Annotated in this window: 18 protein-coding genes; 6 read left to right on the forward strand and 12 right to left on the reverse strand. The window is 73.8% G+C overall.

The annotated features are described in order from the left end of the window. Positions 1–140 precede the first annotated feature (140 nt). Both AC5L34_RS17880 and AC5L34_RS17885 read right to left on the reverse strand, forming a co-directional pair. Entirely contained in the window at positions 141–1,199 is a 1,059-nt protein-coding gene (locus AC5L34_RS17880; protein ID WP_441176461.1) for an aldo/keto reductase, read from the reverse strand. An 84-nt stretch (positions 1,200–1,283) separates the two neighbouring features. Further along, positions 1,284–1,796: an HIT family protein gene (locus AC5L34_RS17885; protein ID WP_172896686.1), complete on the reverse strand. Its 513-nt coding sequence runs from the start codon at positions 1,794–1,796 to the stop codon at positions 1,284–1,286. Positions 1,797–2,007: 211 nt separating this feature from the next. Between AC5L34_RS17885 and AC5L34_RS17890 the strand changes: the two genes are divergently transcribed. After that, positions 2,008–2,757, forward strand: a complete 750-nt coding sequence (locus tag AC5L34_RS17890; protein ID WP_441176460.1) for a D-Ala-D-Ala carboxypeptidase family metallohydrolase — start codon at positions 2,008–2,010, stop codon at positions 2,755–2,757. A gap of 61 nt (positions 2,758–2,818) precedes the next feature. On the opposite strand, the gene thrS is transcribed toward AC5L34_RS17890, so the two are convergent. Then, complete coding sequence (gene thrS / locus AC5L34_RS17895) at positions 2,819–4,828, reverse strand: threonine--tRNA ligase (protein ID WP_357719167.1); 2,010 nt, start codon at positions 4,826–4,828, stop codon at positions 2,819–2,821. A 243-nt stretch (positions 4,829–5,071) separates the two neighbouring features. Here thrS and AC5L34_RS17900 point away from each other — a divergent pair, with 243 nt between their 5' ends. Then, on the forward strand, positions 5,072–5,974 hold the full coding sequence (locus tag AC5L34_RS17900; RefSeq protein ID WP_494826015.1) for a DUF1775 domain-containing protein: 903 nt from the start codon (positions 5,072–5,074) through the stop codon (positions 5,972–5,974). A gap of 79 nt (positions 5,975–6,053) precedes the next feature. Here AC5L34_RS17900 and AC5L34_RS17905 read toward each other — a convergent pair whose 3' ends face one another. Then, positions 6,054–6,974, reverse strand: a complete 921-nt coding sequence (locus AC5L34_RS17905) for an ADP-ribosylglycohydrolase family protein (protein WP_441176458.1) — start codon at positions 6,972–6,974, stop codon at positions 6,054–6,056. 74 nt (positions 6,975–7,048) lie between these two features. Here AC5L34_RS17905 and AC5L34_RS17910 point away from each other — a divergent pair, with 74 nt between their 5' ends. Further along, positions 7,049–7,738 carry a response regulator transcription factor gene (locus tag AC5L34_RS17910; RefSeq protein WP_089001050.1) on the forward strand — a complete coding sequence of 230 codons (690 nt, stop codon included), beginning with the start codon at positions 7,049–7,051 and terminating at the stop codon, positions 7,736–7,738. Between the two features lie 29 nt (positions 7,739–7,767). Next, on the forward strand, positions 7,768–9,156 hold the full coding sequence (locus AC5L34_RS17915) for a HAMP domain-containing sensor histidine kinase (RefSeq protein ID WP_441176457.1): 1,389 nt from the start codon (positions 7,768–7,770) through the stop codon (positions 9,154–9,156). Positions 9,157–9,407: 251 nt separating this feature from the next. Here AC5L34_RS17915 and AC5L34_RS17920 read toward each other — a convergent pair whose 3' ends face one another. After that, positions 9,408–10,433 (reverse strand): adenosine deaminase, encoded by a 1,026-nt coding sequence (locus AC5L34_RS17920; RefSeq protein ID WP_441176456.1) that lies wholly within the window; start codon positions 10,431–10,433, stop codon positions 9,408–9,410. Beyond that, a complete protein-coding gene (locus tag AC5L34_RS17925) occupies positions 10,430–11,227 on the reverse strand; it encodes a trans-aconitate 2-methyltransferase (RefSeq protein WP_441176455.1) in 798 nt (265 codons plus the stop codon). Before AC5L34_RS17925 ends, AC5L34_RS17920 begins: the two co-directional genes overlap by 4 nt. 84 nt (positions 11,228–11,311) lie before the next feature. Between AC5L34_RS17925 and AC5L34_RS17930 the strand changes: the two genes are divergently transcribed. Both AC5L34_RS17930 and AC5L34_RS17935 read left to right on the forward strand, forming a co-directional pair. Continuing rightward, positions 11,312–12,295, forward strand: coding sequence for an aldo/keto reductase (locus AC5L34_RS17930; RefSeq protein WP_441176453.1), 984 nt, complete (start codon positions 11,312–11,314; stop codon positions 12,293–12,295). A gap of 40 nt (positions 12,296–12,335) precedes the next feature. Then, a complete protein-coding gene (locus AC5L34_RS17935) occupies positions 12,336–12,530 on the forward strand; it encodes a hypothetical protein (RefSeq protein ID WP_089001054.1) in 195 nt (64 codons plus the stop codon). A gap of 132 nt (positions 12,531–12,662) precedes the next feature. Here AC5L34_RS17935 and AC5L34_RS17940 read toward each other — a convergent pair whose 3' ends face one another. The 6 genes from AC5L34_RS17940 to AC5L34_RS17965 all read right to left on the reverse strand — a co-directional run bounded on the left by AC5L34_RS17940 (position 12,663) and on the right by AC5L34_RS17965 (position 16,709). Beyond that, the gene (locus AC5L34_RS17940) at positions 12,663–12,866 is read right to left on the reverse strand and encodes a cold-shock protein (RefSeq protein ID WP_007075740.1); all 204 of its coding nucleotides are present in this window, start codon (positions 12,864–12,866) and stop codon (positions 12,663–12,665) included. A gap of 291 nt (positions 12,867–13,157) precedes the next feature. Then, positions 13,158–13,430 carry a DUF4235 domain-containing protein gene (locus AC5L34_RS17945; RefSeq protein WP_089001055.1) on the reverse strand — a complete coding sequence of 91 codons (273 nt, stop codon included), beginning with the start codon at positions 13,428–13,430 and terminating at the stop codon, positions 13,158–13,160. Next, the gene (locus tag AC5L34_RS17950) at positions 13,427–13,777 is read right to left on the reverse strand and encodes a DUF3618 domain-containing protein (protein ID WP_441176452.1); all 351 of its coding nucleotides are present in this window, start codon (positions 13,775–13,777) and stop codon (positions 13,427–13,429) included. Before AC5L34_RS17950 ends, AC5L34_RS17945 begins: the two co-directional genes overlap by 4 nt. Continuing rightward, positions 13,774–14,208 carry a phage holin family protein gene (locus AC5L34_RS17955; RefSeq protein WP_441176451.1) on the reverse strand — a complete coding sequence of 145 codons (435 nt, stop codon included), beginning with the start codon at positions 14,206–14,208 and terminating at the stop codon, positions 13,774–13,776. Before AC5L34_RS17955 ends, AC5L34_RS17950 begins: the two co-directional genes overlap by 4 nt. 399 nt (positions 14,209–14,607) lie before the next feature. Further along, positions 14,608–15,804 carry a mechanosensitive ion channel family protein gene (locus tag AC5L34_RS17960; protein ID WP_363621647.1) on the reverse strand — a complete coding sequence of 399 codons (1,197 nt, stop codon included), beginning with the start codon at positions 15,802–15,804 and terminating at the stop codon, positions 14,608–14,610. Between the two features lie 83 nt (positions 15,805–15,887). Next, positions 15,888–16,709: a DUF1206 domain-containing protein gene (locus AC5L34_RS17965; RefSeq protein ID WP_441176450.1), complete on the reverse strand. Its 822-nt coding sequence runs from the start codon at positions 16,707–16,709 to the stop codon at positions 15,888–15,890. Positions 16,710–16,734 lie beyond the last annotated feature (25 nt).

Raw genomic sequence — 16,734 nt, forward strand, 5'->3', positions numbered from 1 at the left:
GGAGACCTCTTCAGTTATCGATCACCGCCACGCCGTGACCCCACCCGACCAACACCCACTTACGAAACGCGCCCTAGGCGTGTCTCGGAAGTGGTGGGGGTCGCAGTCCTAACGGCGCTCCCGGCCGACGGCACCCCCCGTCAGGGGCGGGCGGTGGGCAGCGTCGGGGTCGGCCAGTGGGGGCGGTCGGCGTCGCGGAGGGCGGCCGAGCGCAGCGCGGCCAGTTGGCGCTCCACCTCGGCGAACTGGTCGGCGGGCAGCGGGCCCCGGTGCAGGGCGCCGGCGTTCTCCGCCACCTGGGCCACGGTGCGGCAGCCGGGAATCGGGACCGTACGGGCGCTGCGCGCCCAGAGCCACCCGAGTGCGCCCTGCGCCAGGGTCCGCCCGTCGGCGGTCAGCGCGGCGCGCACGGCGGCCACGCGGCGCAGCCACTCCGGCGCCGGCCGGCCGCCCCGGAACCACTCCAACCAGCCGGGGGCGGCTCCGCGTACGTCGTCTCGGGGCAGCGTGGCGCCGGCCGTGTACTTGCCGGAGAGCAGCCCCATGCCCAGCGGTGCCCGGTTGACGCTGGCGAGGTCGTACTTGTCGCAGACGGCGAGCAGTTCGGGGGCGTCCCGGAGCACCGACAGCGTGTGCTGCACGGCGGTGGCGTGCCGGGCGCCCTGGCCGAACGCGGCGGCCCGGTCGGGGCGGTCGGTGCTCCAGCCGTACGCCCGGATCAGCCCTTCGGTGACCAGGTCCTCCAGGGTTCCCACGAGCGCCTCGGCGCGGGGCACCGGCAGGTCCGCGAGGTGCAGCTGGTAGAGGTCGATCCGGTCGGTGCCCAGCCGGCGCAGCGAGTGCGCGACGGCCTGCCGCAGGTACGCCGGGGAGGCGTCCTCGCCGGTGGCCTGGCGGGCGGCCTCGTCGAAGGTGTAGCCCCACTTGGTGGCGATGACGGCCTCGTCGCGACGGCCGGCGAGGGCCCGGCCGAGCACCCGCTCCCCGTGCCCGGCCCCGTAGGTGTCGGCGGTGTCGAAGAGCGTCACCCCGAGGTCGAGTGCGTGCCGGATCGCCCGGACCGACTCGTCGTCGTCGACCGCGCCCCAGCCCAGCGGCCGGGTGCCCTCGGCCCAGGGGCCGCCGATCGCCCAGCATCCCATGCCGAGGGCGCTGACCTCGATGCCGCTGCGGCCCAACGTCCGCGTCGTCACTGCCATCGCCAGATCGTGCCACCTCGCGCCCCGCCCCGGGGTGAGAAGTTCAGCGCCGCCCCGACCGTCCACTGCGGCCGGGCGGGTCGGTCAGGTCGGCCAGGCCCGGGTGAACAGGTCGCGGGTGTCGGTGAGCAGCTGGGGCAGGACCTTCGTCCGCCCGATGACGGGCATGAAGTTGGCGTCCCCGCCCCAGCGGGGCACCACGTGCTGGTGCAGGTGTGCGGCGATGCCCGCGCCGGCCACGCCGCCCTGGTTCATGCCCAGGTTGAAGCCGTGCGCGTTGCTGACCTTGCGCACCACCCGCATGGCGGTCTGGGTGAACGCCGCCAGCTCGGTGGTCTCGGCCAGGTCGAGCTCGGTGTAGTCGGCGACGTGCCGGTAGGGGCAGACCAGCAGGTGCCCGGGGTTGTAGGGATAGAGGTTGAGCACCGCGAAGACGTGCTCGCCCCGGGCCACCACCAGGCTCTCCTGCGCCGCCAGCCCGGGCGCCCGGCAGAACGGGCAGCCGGCGGGCCGCTCGTAGCCGCCCTCGGGCCGGTCCTCCCCGGAGATGTAGGTCATCCGGTGCGGAGTCCAGAGCCGCTCCAGGCCGTCGGCCATGCCGCTGTCCGCGTGCCGTTCCACCCCAGTCACGCCACCGATCCTACGTTCCCGGCGGGTGCCGCTCCCGATGCCGTACGCGGGCCCGCGTCCCGACCCCGACGGCCTCTGGGGGTCGGGGTGCGTTCAGGGGGACGGATAGGGGGTGAAAGTTCTTGACCAAATGATGAACGTGAATGAAGAATCCAACCGCATACATCATCCCCCGTCGATGGGAGACACCGTGAGAACCGCACTCCGCCGGATCGGCCGGGCGTTCGCCGCCTGCACCCTCGCCGCGGTCACCACCCTCGTCGGGGTCGTGGCGACGAGCAGCGCCGCACAGGCCGACGGCTGCTACACCTGGGGACGCGTCCTGACGCAGGGCGCGACGGGCGATGACGTCCGGCAGCTCCAGATCCGGCTCGCCGGCTACCCGGGATACGGCGGGGTGCTCGCCCTCGACGGGTCGTTCGGCCCGGCCACCCGCTCGGCCCTCATCCGCTTCCAGCAGGCGTACGGCCTGAGCGCGGACGGCGCGGCCGGCCCGCAGACCTTCAACCAGCTCTACGCGCTGCAGGACAACGACTGCACCCCGGTCAACTTCAGCTACGCGGAGCTGAACCGGTGCAACAGCACCTGGTCCGGCGGCGCGGTCTCCGCCAGCACCGCCAAGTTCAACGCCCTCGTGTCGATGTGGAAGCTCCAGGCCATGCGCAAGGCCCTCGGCAGCGTGTCGATCAACATCAGCAGCGGCTTCCGCAGCTACTCCTGCAACAGCGCGGTCGGCGGAGCCTCCAACAGCCGGCACCTCTACGGCGACGGCGTCGACCTCGTCGGGTCGCCCTCGTTCTGCCGGCTCGCCCAGCAGGCCCGCTACCACGGCTTCGGCAACATCCTCGGCCCCGGCTACCCGGGTCACAACGACCACACCCACGTCGGGGCGGTCGGCGGCTGGTCCGCGCCGACCTGCGGCATCTGACGCCCGACGACCCGTCGACGAAGGCCCCCCGCGTCGCGGGGGGCCTTCGGTGCGTGGCGGGTCAGGCGGCGGACGGGCCGGCGTTGGTCCGGGAGCCGACCACGTCGAGCACGTGGGCCACGGCGTCGGCGACCGGCACCCCGTTGCGCTGCGAGCCGTCCCGGTAGCGGAACGAGACGGTGCCGGCGGCCACGTCGTCGTCGCCGGCGATGACCATGAACGGGACCTTCTGCTGCTGGGCGGTGCGGATCTTCTTCTGCATCCGGTCGTCGCCCGTGTCGACCTGGGCGCGGACGCCCTCGGCCCGCAGGGTGGCGACGAAGTCGTGCAGGTAGTCGGTGTGATCCTCGCGGATCGGGATGCCGACCACCTGCACCGGGGCCAGCCAGGCCGGGAACGCGCCCGCGTAGTGCTCGGTGAGCACGCCGACGAAGCGCTCGATCGAGCCGAACTTCGCGCAGTGGATCATGACCGGCTGCTGCCGGGTGCCGTCGGCCGCCTGGTACTCCAGCCCGAAGCCCTTGGGCTGGTTGAAGTCGTACTGGATGGTGGACATCTGCCAGGTGCGGCCGATCGCGTCCTTCGCCTGCACGGAGATCTTCGGGCCGTAGAAGGCCGCGCCGCCCGGGTCCGGCACGAGGTCCAGCCCGGTCTCCCGGGCGCACTCCTCCAGCACGGCGGTCGCCGTCGCCCAGTCCTCCTCGGTGCCGACGAACTTCTCCGGCTTGGACTCGTCGCGCGTCGACAGCTCCAGGTAGAAGTCGTCGATGCCGAAGTCCTTCAGCAGGCCGAGCACGAAGTTCAGCAGGTGCTTCACCTCGCCCGGCGCCTGCTCCTTCGTGCAGTACGAGTGCGAGTCGTCCTGGGTGAAGCCGCGCACCCGGGTGAGGCCGTGGATGACGCCGGACTTCTCGTACCGGTACACCGACCCGAACTCGAACAGCCGCATCGGCAGCTCCCGGTAGGAGCGCCCGCGCGAGCGGAAGATCAGGTTGTGCATCGGGCAGTTCATCGCCTTGAGGTAGTAGTCCGCGCCCTCGAACTCGATGGGCGGGAACATCCCGTCGGCGTAGTACGGCAGGTGACCCGAGGTGTGGAAGAGACCTTCCTTCGAGATGTGCGGGGTCCCGACGTACTGGAAGCCCTCCTCGATGTGGCGGGCCCGGACGTAGTCCTCCATCTCCCGCTTGATCACGCCGCCCTTGGGATGGAAGACCGGCAGGCCCGAGCCGATCTCGTCGGGGAAGCTGAACAGGTCCAGGTCCGCGCCGAGCTTGCGATGGTCGCGCCGCGCGGCCTCCTCGAGCAGCTTCAGGTACGCCTTCAGCTCGTCGCGGGTCGGCCAGGCGGTGCCGTAGACCCGCTGGAGCTGCGGGTTCTTCTCCGAACCCCGCCAGTACGCGGCGGCCGAGCGCATCAGCTTGAACGCGCCGATGAGCCGGGTGTTCGGCAGGTGCGGGCCCCGGCACAGGTCCGACCAGCAGACCTTGTCCTCGTTGGCGGCGAGGTTGTCGTAGATGGTCAGCTCGCCGCCGCCCACCTCCATCACCTCGGAGGTGTCCAGCCCCTCGCCCTTGACGTCGATGAGCTCCAGCTTGAACGGCTCGGCGGCCAGCTCGGCCTTCGCCTCGTCGAGGCTGCCGAAGCGCCGGCGGCGGAACCGCTGGCCGGACTTGACGATCTCCTGCATCCGCTTCTCGAGCTTGCCGAGGTCGTCCGGCTGGAACGGCTTGTCGACGGCGAAGTCGTAGTAGAAGCCGTTCTCGATGGGCGGGCCGATGCCGAGCTTGGCATCGGGGAAGACGTCCTGCACGGCCTGGGCGAGCACGTGCGCGGTCGAGTGGCGCAGCACGTCGAGCCCGTCCGGCGAGTCGAGGCTGACCGGCTCCACCTCGGTGTCGACCTGCGGGGCCCAGTCGAGGTCGCGCAGCTGGCCCTGCGGGTCGCGGACCACCACGACCGCCTTCGGGCCGGACGCGGGCAGACCGGCCGCGGCCACCGCGTCGGCCGCCGTGGTCCCGGCGGCGACGACGACGGGGTCGGCCACGGCGGGGGTACGGGGTGCGGACACGGTGACTCCTCCAGCAGACGGCACGGATGACGCCGAACGTTCGGCTCCTGCGATGCTATCGGTCGCCTCCGCCGCCACGGTGGCCGACGCCACCGCCCCGGGATCCGTGGGACGGGCGGCGCCCCGTCGACGTCGTGCCCGGGCGGGTCGGGCGGTCGCGTTGAACCTTTCCGCCGCCGCATCCGAACTACCGGGTGTGGCCGGAGCCGATGCCGGCCCCCGTGGAGACGGATGGGACCGACGATGGCGACGATGCACGGCACGCGCTCCCGGCGCCGGGCCGGGACGGTGGCGGTCCTGGTGGCGGCCGGGGTGCTGACCTGGCCCGCCCCGGCGTACGCGGCCGACGTGACGACCAGCCCGACGCAGGCGCGCCAGGGCGGTTCGGTGAAGCTGGAGTTCGTGGTGCCCGACGAGCTGCCGGGCGCCCGCGCCGAGCGCATCGAGATCCGGTTGCCGGCCGACGCCCCGATCGCCGAGGTCTACCCGATGTCGGTGACCGGCTGGGCGCCCCGGATCACCTCGCGCAGGCTCGACCAGCCCCTCGCGGGCATCCACTCCGCCCGCGTCGACGAGGTCGCCAGCGCGGTGACGTGGATCCGGATGCCCGGAGCGGCCCCCGGTCCGGCCCGGCTCACCCTCTCCATGGGACCGCTGCCGCAGGCCGACCGGCTCACCTTCGAGGTGATCCGGACGTACGCCGACGGCACGGTCGTGCGCTGGGCCGGGCCGAGCGGGGCCCGCCGGTCGCCGGCGCTCACCCTGCTGCCGGCGGCCCCCGGCGCGGCGGCCGGGCACGGCGGACACGGCGCCGGTCCGGGGGCCGGGACGGCCGGACACGGCGGCGGCCCGGCGGCCGGAACGCCGGCCGGCGGAGCGGGCGGCATGCCGGGGACGGCCGGCGGAGCGGGCGGCGTGCCGGGGACGGCCGGCGGCACGTCGGCCGAGGGCGGGAACGCGGACGCGATGCTGGCCGCCGGGCTACTCGCCGGCCTCGGCGGGGGCGCGGCGGTCGGCTGGCTGGTCAGCCGCTGGCGTCGCCGCGAGCCGGTCGACCCGGTCGACCTGTCGGTGCTGCGGGAGATGCCGGCGGCCCCCGCCGACGCCGGGGCGCGGTCCCCGGGCGGGCCGGTCGCCGCACACTGAGCGCGGCGCGCGCGGGTCAGCCGGTCCCGTGCCGGGTGCGACGCGTGGAACCCCGGTCCGGCGCGCGGCGCCGCGAGGATCAGCCGGCCCAGTCCGGCAGGGGTTCACGGGCGGCCAGCCAGTCGGTCGGCACCCCGCCCGGGGCGCCGACCCCGGTGTGCGCGGCCACCACCGACCCGACGATCGCGGCGGTGGTGTCGACGTCCCCGCCGGCCTCGACGCAGGCGCGGATCGCCGCCGGGTAGTCGTCGAGGTGCACGGCGGCGACCCAGCAGGTGAAGGCGACGGTGTCCTGGGCGGTGACCCGGGAGCCGTTGCCGAGCACGTCGGCGGCCTCGGGGACCGACCGGTCGAGCAGGCCGGCCGCCCGGCGTACGCCCCGGTGCACCTCGGTGGTCGGGTCCAGCGCGGCGGTCACGCCGGCCAGCAGCCGGGCCGGGGCGGGCCGATGGCCGTCGAGACGGGCGCGGGCGGCCAGCGACGCGGCCACCGCGACCGCCACCGCGCCGGCGACGCCCTCGGGGTGCGCGTGGGTCACCTCGGCCGACGCCCGGGCCTGCGCCGCCGCCCGCGGCGTGGAGTCGGCGAACCACGCGCCCAGCGGCCCGACCCGCATGGCCGCGCCGTTGCCGCAGGAGCCCTGTCCGTCGAAGGCCGAGGCGGCCGCCACCGGCCACGGCGTGCCGGTGCGGATCAGCCGCAGGACGGTCACGGCGCCCGGCCCGTACCCCCGGTAGGGCTCGCAGCGCTCGGCGAAGGCCGTGGCGAGGGCGTCGGAGTCGATGCGGCCGGCGTCGGCGAGGGCGGCGACGACGGAGCAGGCCATCTCGGTGTCGTCGGTCCACTGCCACGGCGGCGGGGGCAGCTTCCCGGCGGCCAGGTCGCCGGGGTGCCGGCCGGGGACGAAGAACTGTGAGCCGAGCGCGTCGCCGACCGACAGGCCGACGAGCGAGTCCCGGGCGAGCGCGAGACGGGTGTCGGGAAAGAGCGTGAAGGACATCGTTGTACCAGCTTGCCCCTTTGCCTCGTGCGCCGCAAACGCGATCGACTTGCCACCACGAGTACGGTCTTGCTGTGGCCACCGTGCTCCTGGTCGAAGACGATCACGTCGTACGCGGCGCGATGCTGCGATCCCTCGCCGACCGGGGGCACGCCGTGCACGCCGTCGGCACGGCGCTGGACGCGCTGCGCCGGGTGGCGGCCGAGACCCCCGACCTCGTGGTGCTCGACCTCGGGCTGCCCGACCTCGACGGCTCGGACGCGCTGCGGATGCTGCGCGGCATCACCGACGTGCCGATCATCATCGCCACCGCCCGCGACGACGAGCAGTCGGTGGTACGCCTGCTGCGCGCCGGGGCCGACGACTACATGGTCAAGCCGTTCACCGGCGCGCACCTCGACGCCCGGATCACCACCGTGCTGCGCCGGGCCGGGCGGGCCAGCCGGACGGTGCAGCCGGCCGTGCACAGCGTCGGCGGGCTGCGGGTGGACGTCGGCGAGCGCAGCGCCCACCTCGACGGTGAGCCGCTGGCGCTGACCCGCAAGGAATTCGACCTGCTGGCCTATCTCGCCGCCCGGCCGGGCCGGGTAGTGTCCCGCCGGGAACTTCTGGAGGAGGTATGGCGGCAGCCATCGGTCGGCGAGGACCAGACCATCGACGTTCATCTGTACTGGCTGCGCCGCAAAATGGGCGAGTCCGCGGCGAAGCCGCGCTACCTGCGCACCGTGCGGGGGGTCGGCTTCCGGCTGGTGGCGCCGGACTGAGGTCGTCGCTGGCCCTGCTCACGGCCGGCATGTGCACCCTGGTCGCGCTCGCGTTCCTCGTCCCGCTCGCCGTCGGTCTCGGTGACCGGGCGCGCGAGGAGGCCATCGCGGACGCGGCCCGGCGCAGCGCGCTGGTGACGGGCGCGCTCGCCGTCAGCACCGACCCCGCCGTGGTGGAGCGCGCCGTGGCGGCCAGCGGCGACGACCCGGCCACCCGGCCCGTCGTGCACGGGCTGGGGGTGGACGAGTCCACGGCCCGGGCCGACGCCGCGGGCCTGGAGCGGGCGCGGGCCGAGCGGCGCTCCGTGGTCGTCGACGTCGAGGGTGGCGTGCTCCGGCTGGACCCGGTGGTGCTCGGCGACACCACGGCCGTGGTCGAGGTCTTCGTGCCCGAGTCGGCGCTGGCCGGCAACAGCCGGTGGCTGCTGCTGCTCGGGGTGGCCGCCGCCCTGGTGGGCGCCACGGTGCTGGTGGTCGACCGGGTCGCCGCCCGCGCGGTCGACTCGGCCCGGGGCCTGGTCCGCGCGGCGCTCGCGATCGGCGACGGCGACCAGGGCGTACGCGTCGACCCGAGCGGCCCGCGGGAGCTGGCCGAGGCCGGGCACGCCTTCAACCGGATGGCCGACCGGCTGGACGCGGCCCGTACCGACGAGCGGGAACTGGTCGCCGACCTGTCGCACCGCCTGCGTACCCCGCTGACGGTGCTGCGGCTCGACGCCGAGGCGCTGGAGTCCGACGACACCAGCGTGGGCTCGTTCAGCGAGGCGGAGCTGGACCGCCGCCGGGGCATCCGGCGGATCCGGCAGGCGATCGTCACCCTCGAGGGCGAGATCGACGTGCTGATCAAGACCACCCGCAAGGCCGTCGCGCACGAGGCCGGGCCGGCCATGTGCGACGTCAGCGAGGTGGTACGCGACCGGATGGTGTTCTGGGCCGCGCTGGCCGGCGACCAGAACCGCCCGCACCGGGTCAGCGGCGCCCAGCTGCGCATTCCCGCGCCGGTGCCCCGGGCCGAGCTGGCCGCCGCGCTGGACGCGGTGATCGGCAACGTCTTCCGCTACACCCCGCAGGGCACCGCGTTCGAGGTGGCGGTCTCCCGCCGCGACGGGTACGTGGCCATCCGGATCGACGACGCCGGTCCGGGGATCGCCAACCCGGACCGGGCCCTGCGCCGGGGCGCCAGCGACCAGGGCTCGACGGGGCTGGGGCTCGACATCGCCAAGCGGGTGGCGTTGCAGGCGAACGGCTCGGTGAGCATCGACCGGGCCCGGCTGGGCGGGGCGAGCGTGGTGATGCTGCTCGCCGACCCGGAGGCGACGCCCCGGCAGGTCAGCCGCTTCGGTCTGGTCGGCCGGATGGCCCGGGAGCAGAAGACCGGCAGCCGCCGCTGGCCCCGTCAGCGGCCCACCGACGACTGACGCGGCGGCCCGCACGTCGATCGGCTTCCCGTCCCGGGAAGACGGGCCGGTTGTGCGGCGGCGCAAGTCTTCCTTAGATCGGAATTAACCGCGCTGCCGTGGCGGGCCGGCGCTGACAGGATCGAATCCGAACCCATCAGTTCCACCGGCCATTGCCTCGGGGCACCCCACCGGTCGGTGGAGCCGGGCGCGCGGCGGGAGACTCGGTCCCCCCACACCTCCTCCCGCCGCGCGCCGTCCCCTCGCGGCGCTCAGCCGGTGGCGGCGGCCAGGTAGGCGTCGATCTCGGCGGTGATCCGCCGCTTCGCCGCCGCATCCAGGAACGAGGCGGTCACCGCGTCGCGGGCCAGCGCGGCCAGCCCCTCCGGCCCCGCGTCGAGCAGCCGGGCCGCGACGGCGTACTCGTCGTTGAGGGTGGTGCCGAACATCGGCGGGTCGTCGGAGTTGATGGTGACCAGCAGGCCGGCGTCGACCAGCTGCCGCAGCGGGTGCTCCTCGATGGCGGCGACCGCCCGGGTACGCACGTTGGAGGTCGGACAGACCTCCATGCCGATCCGGTGCTCGGCGAGGTACGCCAGCAGCTCCGGATCCCGGGCGGCGGAGATGCCGTGCCCGATCCGCTCGGCGCCGAGCTCGCGCAGCGCGTCCCAGACGGTCTCGGGGCCGGTGGTCTCGCCGGCGTGCGGCACCGAGCGCAGGCCGGCCGCCCGGGCCCGGTCGAAGTACGGCTTGAACTGCGGCCGGGGCACCCCGATCTCGGGGCCGCCGAGGCCGAAGCTGATCAGCCCGTCCGGGCGCTGCTCCAGGGAGATGCGCAGCGTCTCCTCGGCGGCCGCCAGGCCGGCCTCGCCGGGGATGTCGAAGCACCAGCGCAGCTCGATGCCGAAGTCGGCCTCGGCCCGCTTGCGGGCGTCCTCGATCGCCTCGCAGAAGGCGGGCGCGGGGATCCCCCGGTGCACGTGCGAGTAGGGCGTGACGGTCAGCTCGGCGTAGCGGACCTGCTGGCGGGCCAGCTCGCGGGCGACCTCGTGGGTGAGCAGCCAGACGTCGTCGGGGTCGCGGATGAGGTCCACGACGCTCAGGTAGACCTCGATGAAGTGCGCGAAGTCGCGGAAGGCGAAGTAGTCGGCGAGCGCGGCCGGGTCGGCGGGCACGGGGCTGCGGCCCTCGTGGCGGGCCGCCAGCTCGGCGACGATCCGGGGCGAGGCGGAGCCGACGTGGTGCACGTGCAGCTCCACCTTGGGCAGTCCGGCGATGAAGGTTTGCAGGTCGGTCACAGGTTCTCCTCTGCGCGGGCGCCGGTGCGGGCGACGAAGAAGACGCGGCGGAACGGGAAGTGCACCTGGGCGTGCCGCACCGGGTACGCCTCGGCGAGGCGTACGCCCAGCTCGGCCCGGAAGCCGGACCAGCGCTCGGCGTCCAGGGCCGCCCGGACCGGCCGGAGCGCGGTGCCCTCCAGCCAGCTCAGCACGGGGTGGTCCGCGTCGGCGCGGGCCGGCAGCAGGTGCACGTAGGTAGTCTCCCAGGCGTCCACCGCGCAGCCGGCACCGGTCAGCAGCTCCGCGTAGCCGATGGCGGTGTCGTCGGCCGGGGGCCGGCGCAGCAGGGGTGCCACGTCGGCGCGCCACGCCGGCCGATCGGCGACCTCCCGCAGCGCCCGGTGCGAAGGCGCGTCGAAGTTGCCCGGCACCTGCACGGCCAGCCAGGCGCCGGCGGGCAGTTCCCGGGCCCAGCGGGTCAGCAGCTCCCGGTGCCCGGGCACCCACTGGAGCACGGCGTTGCTGACCACCACGTCCACGTCGGACGCGGGGCGCCAGTGCCGCACGTCGCCCACGGCGAAGCGGACCCCGGGGGCGGTGGCGGCGGCCCGGTCGATCATCTCGGGCGAGGAGTCGAGGCCGGCGACCCGGCTGCCCGGCCATCGCTGGGCGAGGGTGGCGGTCAGGTTGCCCGGGCCGCAGCCGAGGTCGACCACCGCGCGCGGTCGCTGCGCGGGGACCCGGGCGAGCAGGTCGTGGAAGGGCCGGGAGCGCTCGTCGCCGTAGCGCAGGTACGTCGTCGGATCCCACATCGTCGCCTCCCAAACCGTACGTCCGTCTTGTTAACCCTACGGGCCGGCGCGCGGCACCACAAGGCGATCACTAGGCTCAGTCCCATGGAGCAGCGCACCTTCCCCCGGCTGGGGCGGCACGTCGGGGTGATCGGGCTGGGCGCCTGGCAGCTCGGCGCGGACTGGGGCACGGTCAGCGAGGCCGACGCCACCGCCGTACTGAGCGCCGCCGTCGAGTCGGGGGTCACCTTCCTCGACACGGCGGACGTCTACGGCGACGGGCGCAGCGAGCAGCTCATCGGGCGGTTCCTGCGCAGCCGGCCCGACGCCGCGCTGACCGTCGCCACCAAGATGGGCCGCCGGGTCGCGCAGACGCCCGAGGCGTACACCCTGGCGCACTTCCGCGAATGGACCGACCGGTCCCGGCGCAACCTCGGCACCGACACCCTGGACCTGGTGCAGCTGCACTGCCCGCCCTCCGCCGTCGTCGCCGACGACGCCGTCTTCGACGCGCTGGACACCCTGGTCGCCGAGGAGCGGATCGCCGGCTACGGGGTGAGCGTGGAGACCTGCGACCAGGCGCTCACCGCCATCGCCAGGCCGGGCGTCGCCAGCGTCCAGATCATCCTCAACGCGCTGCGGCACAAGCCCCTCGACCGGGTGCTCCCGGCCGCGGCCGCCGCCGGGGTCGGCATCGTCGCCCGGGTCCCGCTGGCCAGCGGGCTGCTCTCCGGCCGGTACGACGAGCACACCACCTTCGCCGCCGACGACCACCGCACCTACAACCGGCACGGCGAGGCGTTCGACGTCGGCGAGACCTTCTCCGGCGTGGACTTCACGCTGGGCCTGGCCGCCGTACGCCGGCTGGCGCCGCTGGTCGGCGACGGGCGCACCATGGCCCAGTTCGCGCTGCGCTGGGTCGTCGACCAGCCCGGGGTCACCGTGGTCATCCCCGGTGCCCGGGACGCCACCCAGGCCCGGGGCAACGCCGCCGTGGCCGGTCAGGCGCCGTTGACGCGACGGGAACTGGCGGCGGTCGCGGAGGTCTACGACGGACTCGTCCGACCCCGGGTGCACGACCGGTGGTGAGTTGGGCGACCGGGACCCGGACCGACGGAGGGGGATCGCGATGAAGGGCTGGCTGCCGCTGACCCTCGGACTGCTCGCCGTTGTCGGCGGTGCGTTGTGGACGGTGCAGGGCCTCGGCTACGTCGAGGGCAGCGTGATGACCGACCGGCGGTTCTGGGCCGCCCTCGGGCCGCTCGTCGTCCTGGTCGGACTCGTCGTGCTCTGGTTCGGGCTGCGCGCCCGCAGGCGCCGCTGAGCGCCCCCGCAGCCGTCCCACCGGTCCGGCGTCCCGGTACGCGGAAAGCCCCGCATCCCGGGCGGAATACGGGGCTTCGCTGTGATCCGGGCGCCGGATCACCACTGGCCGGCGGCTGCCGACCGGCACTGCTCAGATGGGGCGGACCTGCTCGGCCTGCGGACCCTTCTGACCCTGGGCGATCTCGAACTCCACCCGCTGGTTCTCCTCCAGCGTGCGGTAGCCGCTGGTCTGGATGGCCGAGAAGTGGACGAACACGTCAGCACCCCCGCCGTCGACGGTGATGAAGCCGAAGCCCTTGTCTGCGTTGAACCACTTCACGGTTCCCTGCGCCATGTGTATCTCCTTCTAAAACTGGCGGCCGAGCACGCCGTGCGGCCGATTGGCCGTTTTCGAGCAGCGGTGCCTGAGGCGCCCCCACGAAGGAGACTTCACTCAACCCACGCCATCTCTCAACAGCGTGGAACAGCAAACCACGTAGCGAAAACTCTGCACAGACTACCGGACGAAATTCTTCGACATGTGACCTGACGGATGTCGAAGATCCGCTGGGTGGGCCCTTGTCCCCGCGCGAAAAGACCCCCGCACCATCGCGCCGGTGCGGGGATCCTTTTCGTCGTCGTCCGGTCAGTCCGGCCAGCTTCCGGTGAACCGGCGTACGCCCACCGCGCCACCCCGGTCGACGGCGGCCCGTACGACCGCGAAGATGGCGCCCTGCAACGCCGCCGCCGCCAGGACCTCGCCCCAGCCGCGGTCCTCGTCGGTGGCGCTGGGCGCCTCGCCGTCGCCCGCCGTCATCTTCCACACCTGCCGGAAGATCGCGCCCGCGACCGTACCGGCGGCGATGCCCATCAGCACGCCGACCGGCTTGTACGCGGCCTTCCCGATACCCCTGCTCACCGCTGCCTCCCCCGAACGATCACCAACACGATCACCGCGGCCACCGCCCCGGCCGCGAGGGCGACGAACGGCGTCGGGTTACGCCGCACGACCGCGCCCGTCTCCTGCGCCTGGCCCCGCGCGAGCTGCGCCTTCTGCGCCGCCTGCCCGCGCACCCGGGCCACGGTCTGCGCGGCCTGGCCCCGCACCCGCTCCTTCGCCTGGTCGGCGGAGGACCTCAGGCGCGCCTTGACGTCGGCCTTGGCCGCCAACGCCTCCATCGTCTCGCCCAGCTCGACCCGGGTTCGCCGGATCTCCTCCCGCAGCGCCTCGGTGTCGCCGCTGCCCCGGCCGTTGCCCGTCGTCATGCCCGTCCCCTGTCCTTCACGGCGGCGGTGACCGTGTCCACGTCCGCCCGGACGCTACGGACCGCGGCCTGCGGCACCGGTGGGACCGCCTGGCTGACCTGCTTCTTGCCCACCAGGGCCAGGATGCCGGCCATCGCGAAGAGCACCACCGCGACGATCAGGGCCGCCGCCCAGGCCGGCAGCACCAGGTCGAGCAGCAGGATCGCGGTGGCGACCAGGGCACCCAGGCCGTAGAGCGCCAGCGCCCCGCCACCGCCGAAGAGACCGATACCGATACCGGCGTGCTTGCCCTTCTCGGTCAGCTCCGCCCGGGCCAGGGCCAGTTCGTCGCGGACCAGGCGGGAGACCTGCTCCGTGGCCCGCTGCACCAGCTCGGCGGTGGACGGCTCGCTCCCGTTGCGGGGTGTGCGGGCGTTCGCCACGTCAGCCATGCTGTCCTCCTTTCATCATCACCGCGCTGTATGCCCGGAGTCGCCGCCCGTCAATCCTTCGCCGGTGCACCCGGACCGTCGGGCCCCCCGAGCCGCCGCACGGCGCGGAAGAAGGTGCAGAAGCGTCGCGCAGCAGGTCCCCACGAAACGCCCGGTCAAACCCCCCGAGCCGCCGCACTCCACCCCGGGCGCCCCCAGCAGGCACAACCCACCCACACCACCAACGCCCCCACCCCCCACAGGTCACGACCCCACTCCCCCGCCCCGACCTCCGCCGCGCCGATCGCGCAGCTGTGGTGGGCTTTACGCGACCTACGCACCTCTTGCGGGGCGCCACGACTGCATCATCGACGCGGGGGCCGGCCCGGGCGGCCGGCGCCCTCGGCACGGGTGGGTGGGTCAGCGGCGGGAGTCGGCGGGTTCGTCGGGGCCGACGAAGGCCTCGCTGCGGGCGTCGCCGTCATCGCTGCCCCCGAAGACCCGCGCGTCGTCGGGTACGTCGGCGTCGGTGCGGCGGCGCACCGGCCGGCGGGGGCGTACCCACTGCCACGGCAGGTTGCTCTCCACGTCCCCGATCTCGGTACGCATCCGGGGCATGGCGGTCGGCCGGTGGTCCCGGATCCAGGCGACCAGGTGCTCACGCACCAGGCAGCGCAGGTCCCACAGGCTGCCGGCGTCGGCGGCGCTGACCAGGGCGCGCACCTTGATCGTCCCGCCGGTCGCGTCGGTCACCTGGAGTACGCAGACCCGCCCGTCCCACAGCTCGGTGCCCTCGGCGAGGCGGCGCAACTCCTCCCGCATGGCCTGCACCGGCACCGCCCAGTCGACGTCGAACTCGGCGGTGCCCAGCACCGCCGCCTCGGTGCGGGTCCAGTTCTGGAACGGCTTGCTGGTGAAGTACGAGGTCGGCAGGATCAGCCGCCGGTCGTCCCAGATCTGCACGACCACGTAGCTGAGCGTCAACTCCTCGATGCGGCCCCACTCCCCCTCGACCACCACCACGTCGTCGAGGCGGACCGCGTCGCTGAAGGCGAGTTGGAGGCCGGCGAAGACGTTGCCCAGCAGGCTCTGCGCGGCCAGCGCGGCGACCACACCGACCACACCGGCGCTGGTCAGCACGCCGGCGCCGATGCCGCGTACGGCCGGGAAGGTCATCAGCATCACGCCGACCGCCAGCACCACGATCACCGCGATCGTCAGCCGGCGCAGCATGACCACCTGGGTCCGTACGCGCCGCGCGTGCCGGTTGTCCGGCACGTCGACCCGGAAGCGGGCCAGGGCGGTGTCCTCGGCCACGACGAGCAGCGAGGCGACCAGCCAGGCGACGCTGGCGATCACGCCGAGCACCAGCAGGTGCAGCAGCACCTGCCGCCACTGGTCGCCGACCGCGTAGCCGGTGCTGAACCGCACGGCGAACTGGACGGCGACGACGGTGGCGGCGACCTGGATCGAGCGGTGCGCGTGATCCGTCAGCTCGGTCAGCAGCAGCGAACGCCGGCCGACGCGCCGGATCACGCGGTGCGCGACCTCGACCGCGAACAGGGCGATCGCCGCCGCGGCGAGCGCGGCGACGATCGTCCCGAGGTAGCTCTGCACAGGTTGTTTCCTCCCCCTGACGCCGGTTGCCTGTTTCGGGCAAGGGCCCAATGGTGCCCGGCGGCACCGGAATCGACCAGGTCTCAGACCTTGCGATACCGGGACTGGAGGAAGCAGAAGACGCCGAAGGCGGCGATACCGAGCGCCACCAGGGTGAGCAGGAGCTGGCCGTACGCCTGGTCGCGCAGCGTGCGCAGGGCCGCGTCCAGACCGCGGGCCTTCTCGGGGTCGTAGTTGACGGCGGCCAGGATGATCAGCAGGCCGGAGATGCCGTACGCGACGCCCTTGGCGATGTAGCCGGCCATGCCCAGCCGGCGGGTGAGCTGCCGCGTCTTGGCGTTCATCTCGCCGGTCTTGAGGTGCTTCTCGAAGCGCTTGATCAGCCCGTAGATCACCAGGCCGACGCCGATCGCGGCGAGGCCGAGCCCGGCCAGGCCGACCAGCCAGCGGCCACCGGAGGACTCCATGAGCCTGCCGGTCAGCGCCTCCTGCTGGTCGGCGCTGTTGGAGCCGGCGTCCTTGAAGACCTTGAAGGCCGTCCAGGCGAAGTAGAGGTAGACGACGGTGCGTCCCAGCGAGGCGAGCCGCTCCCAGACGCGCTCCTTGCCGCGCTCGGCGCGGTGCCCGACGGCCGCCTCCAGCGCCTGCCAGATCGCCATGGCGAGCAGGCCGACCGCGATGGCGATGACGAGGAACTTGCCCAGCGGCTGGGCGGCGAGGGTGCGCAGCGCGCCGGACTGGTCGCCGTCGGCGCCGGCCTTGCCGAACGCGATCTGCAACGCCAGCCAGGCGAACAGGAGGTGCACGATGCCGTAGCCGATGAAACCGACTCTGGCCAACAGTTCGAGCCACCTGCTGTTCGCCGTACGGGAGGCGGTGGCTTCGGCGTTCCGGGTGAGTGACATGGCGCCACAATCACCGAATACGAAG

This window comes from Micromonospora sp. ZG13, from assembly GCF_059359355.1.

What these genes read in the sequence shown, in the direction of transcription:
- AC5L34_RS17880 (WP_441176461.1), bottom strand. Translation starts at nt 1,199, where the DNA reads ATGGCAGTGACGACGCGGACGTTGGGCCGCAGCGGCATCGAGGTCAGC.
- AC5L34_RS17885 (WP_172896686.1), bottom strand. Translation starts at nt 1,796, where the DNA reads ATGGCCGACGGCCTGGAGCGGCTCTGGACTCCGCACCGGATGACCTAC.
- AC5L34_RS17890 (WP_441176460.1), top strand. Translation starts at nt 2,008, where the DNA reads ATGGGAGACACCGTGAGAACCGCACTCCGCCGGATCGGCCGGGCGTTC.
- AC5L34_RS17900 (WP_494826015.1), top strand. Translation starts at nt 5,072, where the DNA reads ATGGCGACGATGCACGGCACGCGCTCCCGGCGCCGGGCCGGGACGGTG.
- AC5L34_RS17905 (WP_441176458.1), bottom strand. Translation starts at nt 6,974, where the DNA reads ATGTCCTTCACGCTCTTTCCCGACACCCGTCTCGCGCTCGCCCGGGAC.
- AC5L34_RS17915 (WP_441176457.1), top strand. Translation starts at nt 7,768, where the DNA reads ATGTGCACCCTGGTCGCGCTCGCGTTCCTCGTCCCGCTCGCCGTCGGT.
- AC5L34_RS17925 (WP_441176455.1), bottom strand. Translation starts at nt 11,227, where the DNA reads ATGTGGGATCCGACGACGTACCTGCGCTACGGCGACGAGCGCTCCCGG.
- AC5L34_RS17930 (WP_441176453.1), top strand. Translation starts at nt 11,312, where the DNA reads ATGGAGCAGCGCACCTTCCCCCGGCTGGGGCGGCACGTCGGGGTGATC.
- AC5L34_RS17935 (WP_089001054.1), top strand. Translation starts at nt 12,336, where the DNA reads ATGAAGGGCTGGCTGCCGCTGACCCTCGGACTGCTCGCCGTTGTCGGC.
- AC5L34_RS17940 (WP_007075740.1), bottom strand. Translation starts at nt 12,866, where the DNA reads ATGGCGCAGGGAACCGTGAAGTGGTTCAACGCAGACAAGGGCTTCGGC.
- AC5L34_RS17950 (WP_441176452.1), bottom strand. Translation starts at nt 13,777, where the DNA reads ATGACGACGGGCAACGGCCGGGGCAGCGGCGACACCGAGGCGCTGCGG.
- AC5L34_RS17955 (WP_441176451.1), bottom strand. Translation starts at nt 14,208, where the DNA reads ATGGCTGACGTGGCGAACGCCCGCACACCCCGCAACGGGAGCGAGCCG.
- AC5L34_RS17965 (WP_441176450.1), bottom strand. Translation starts at nt 16,709, where the DNA reads ATGTCACTCACCCGGAACGCCGAAGCCACCGCCTCCCGTACGGCGAAC.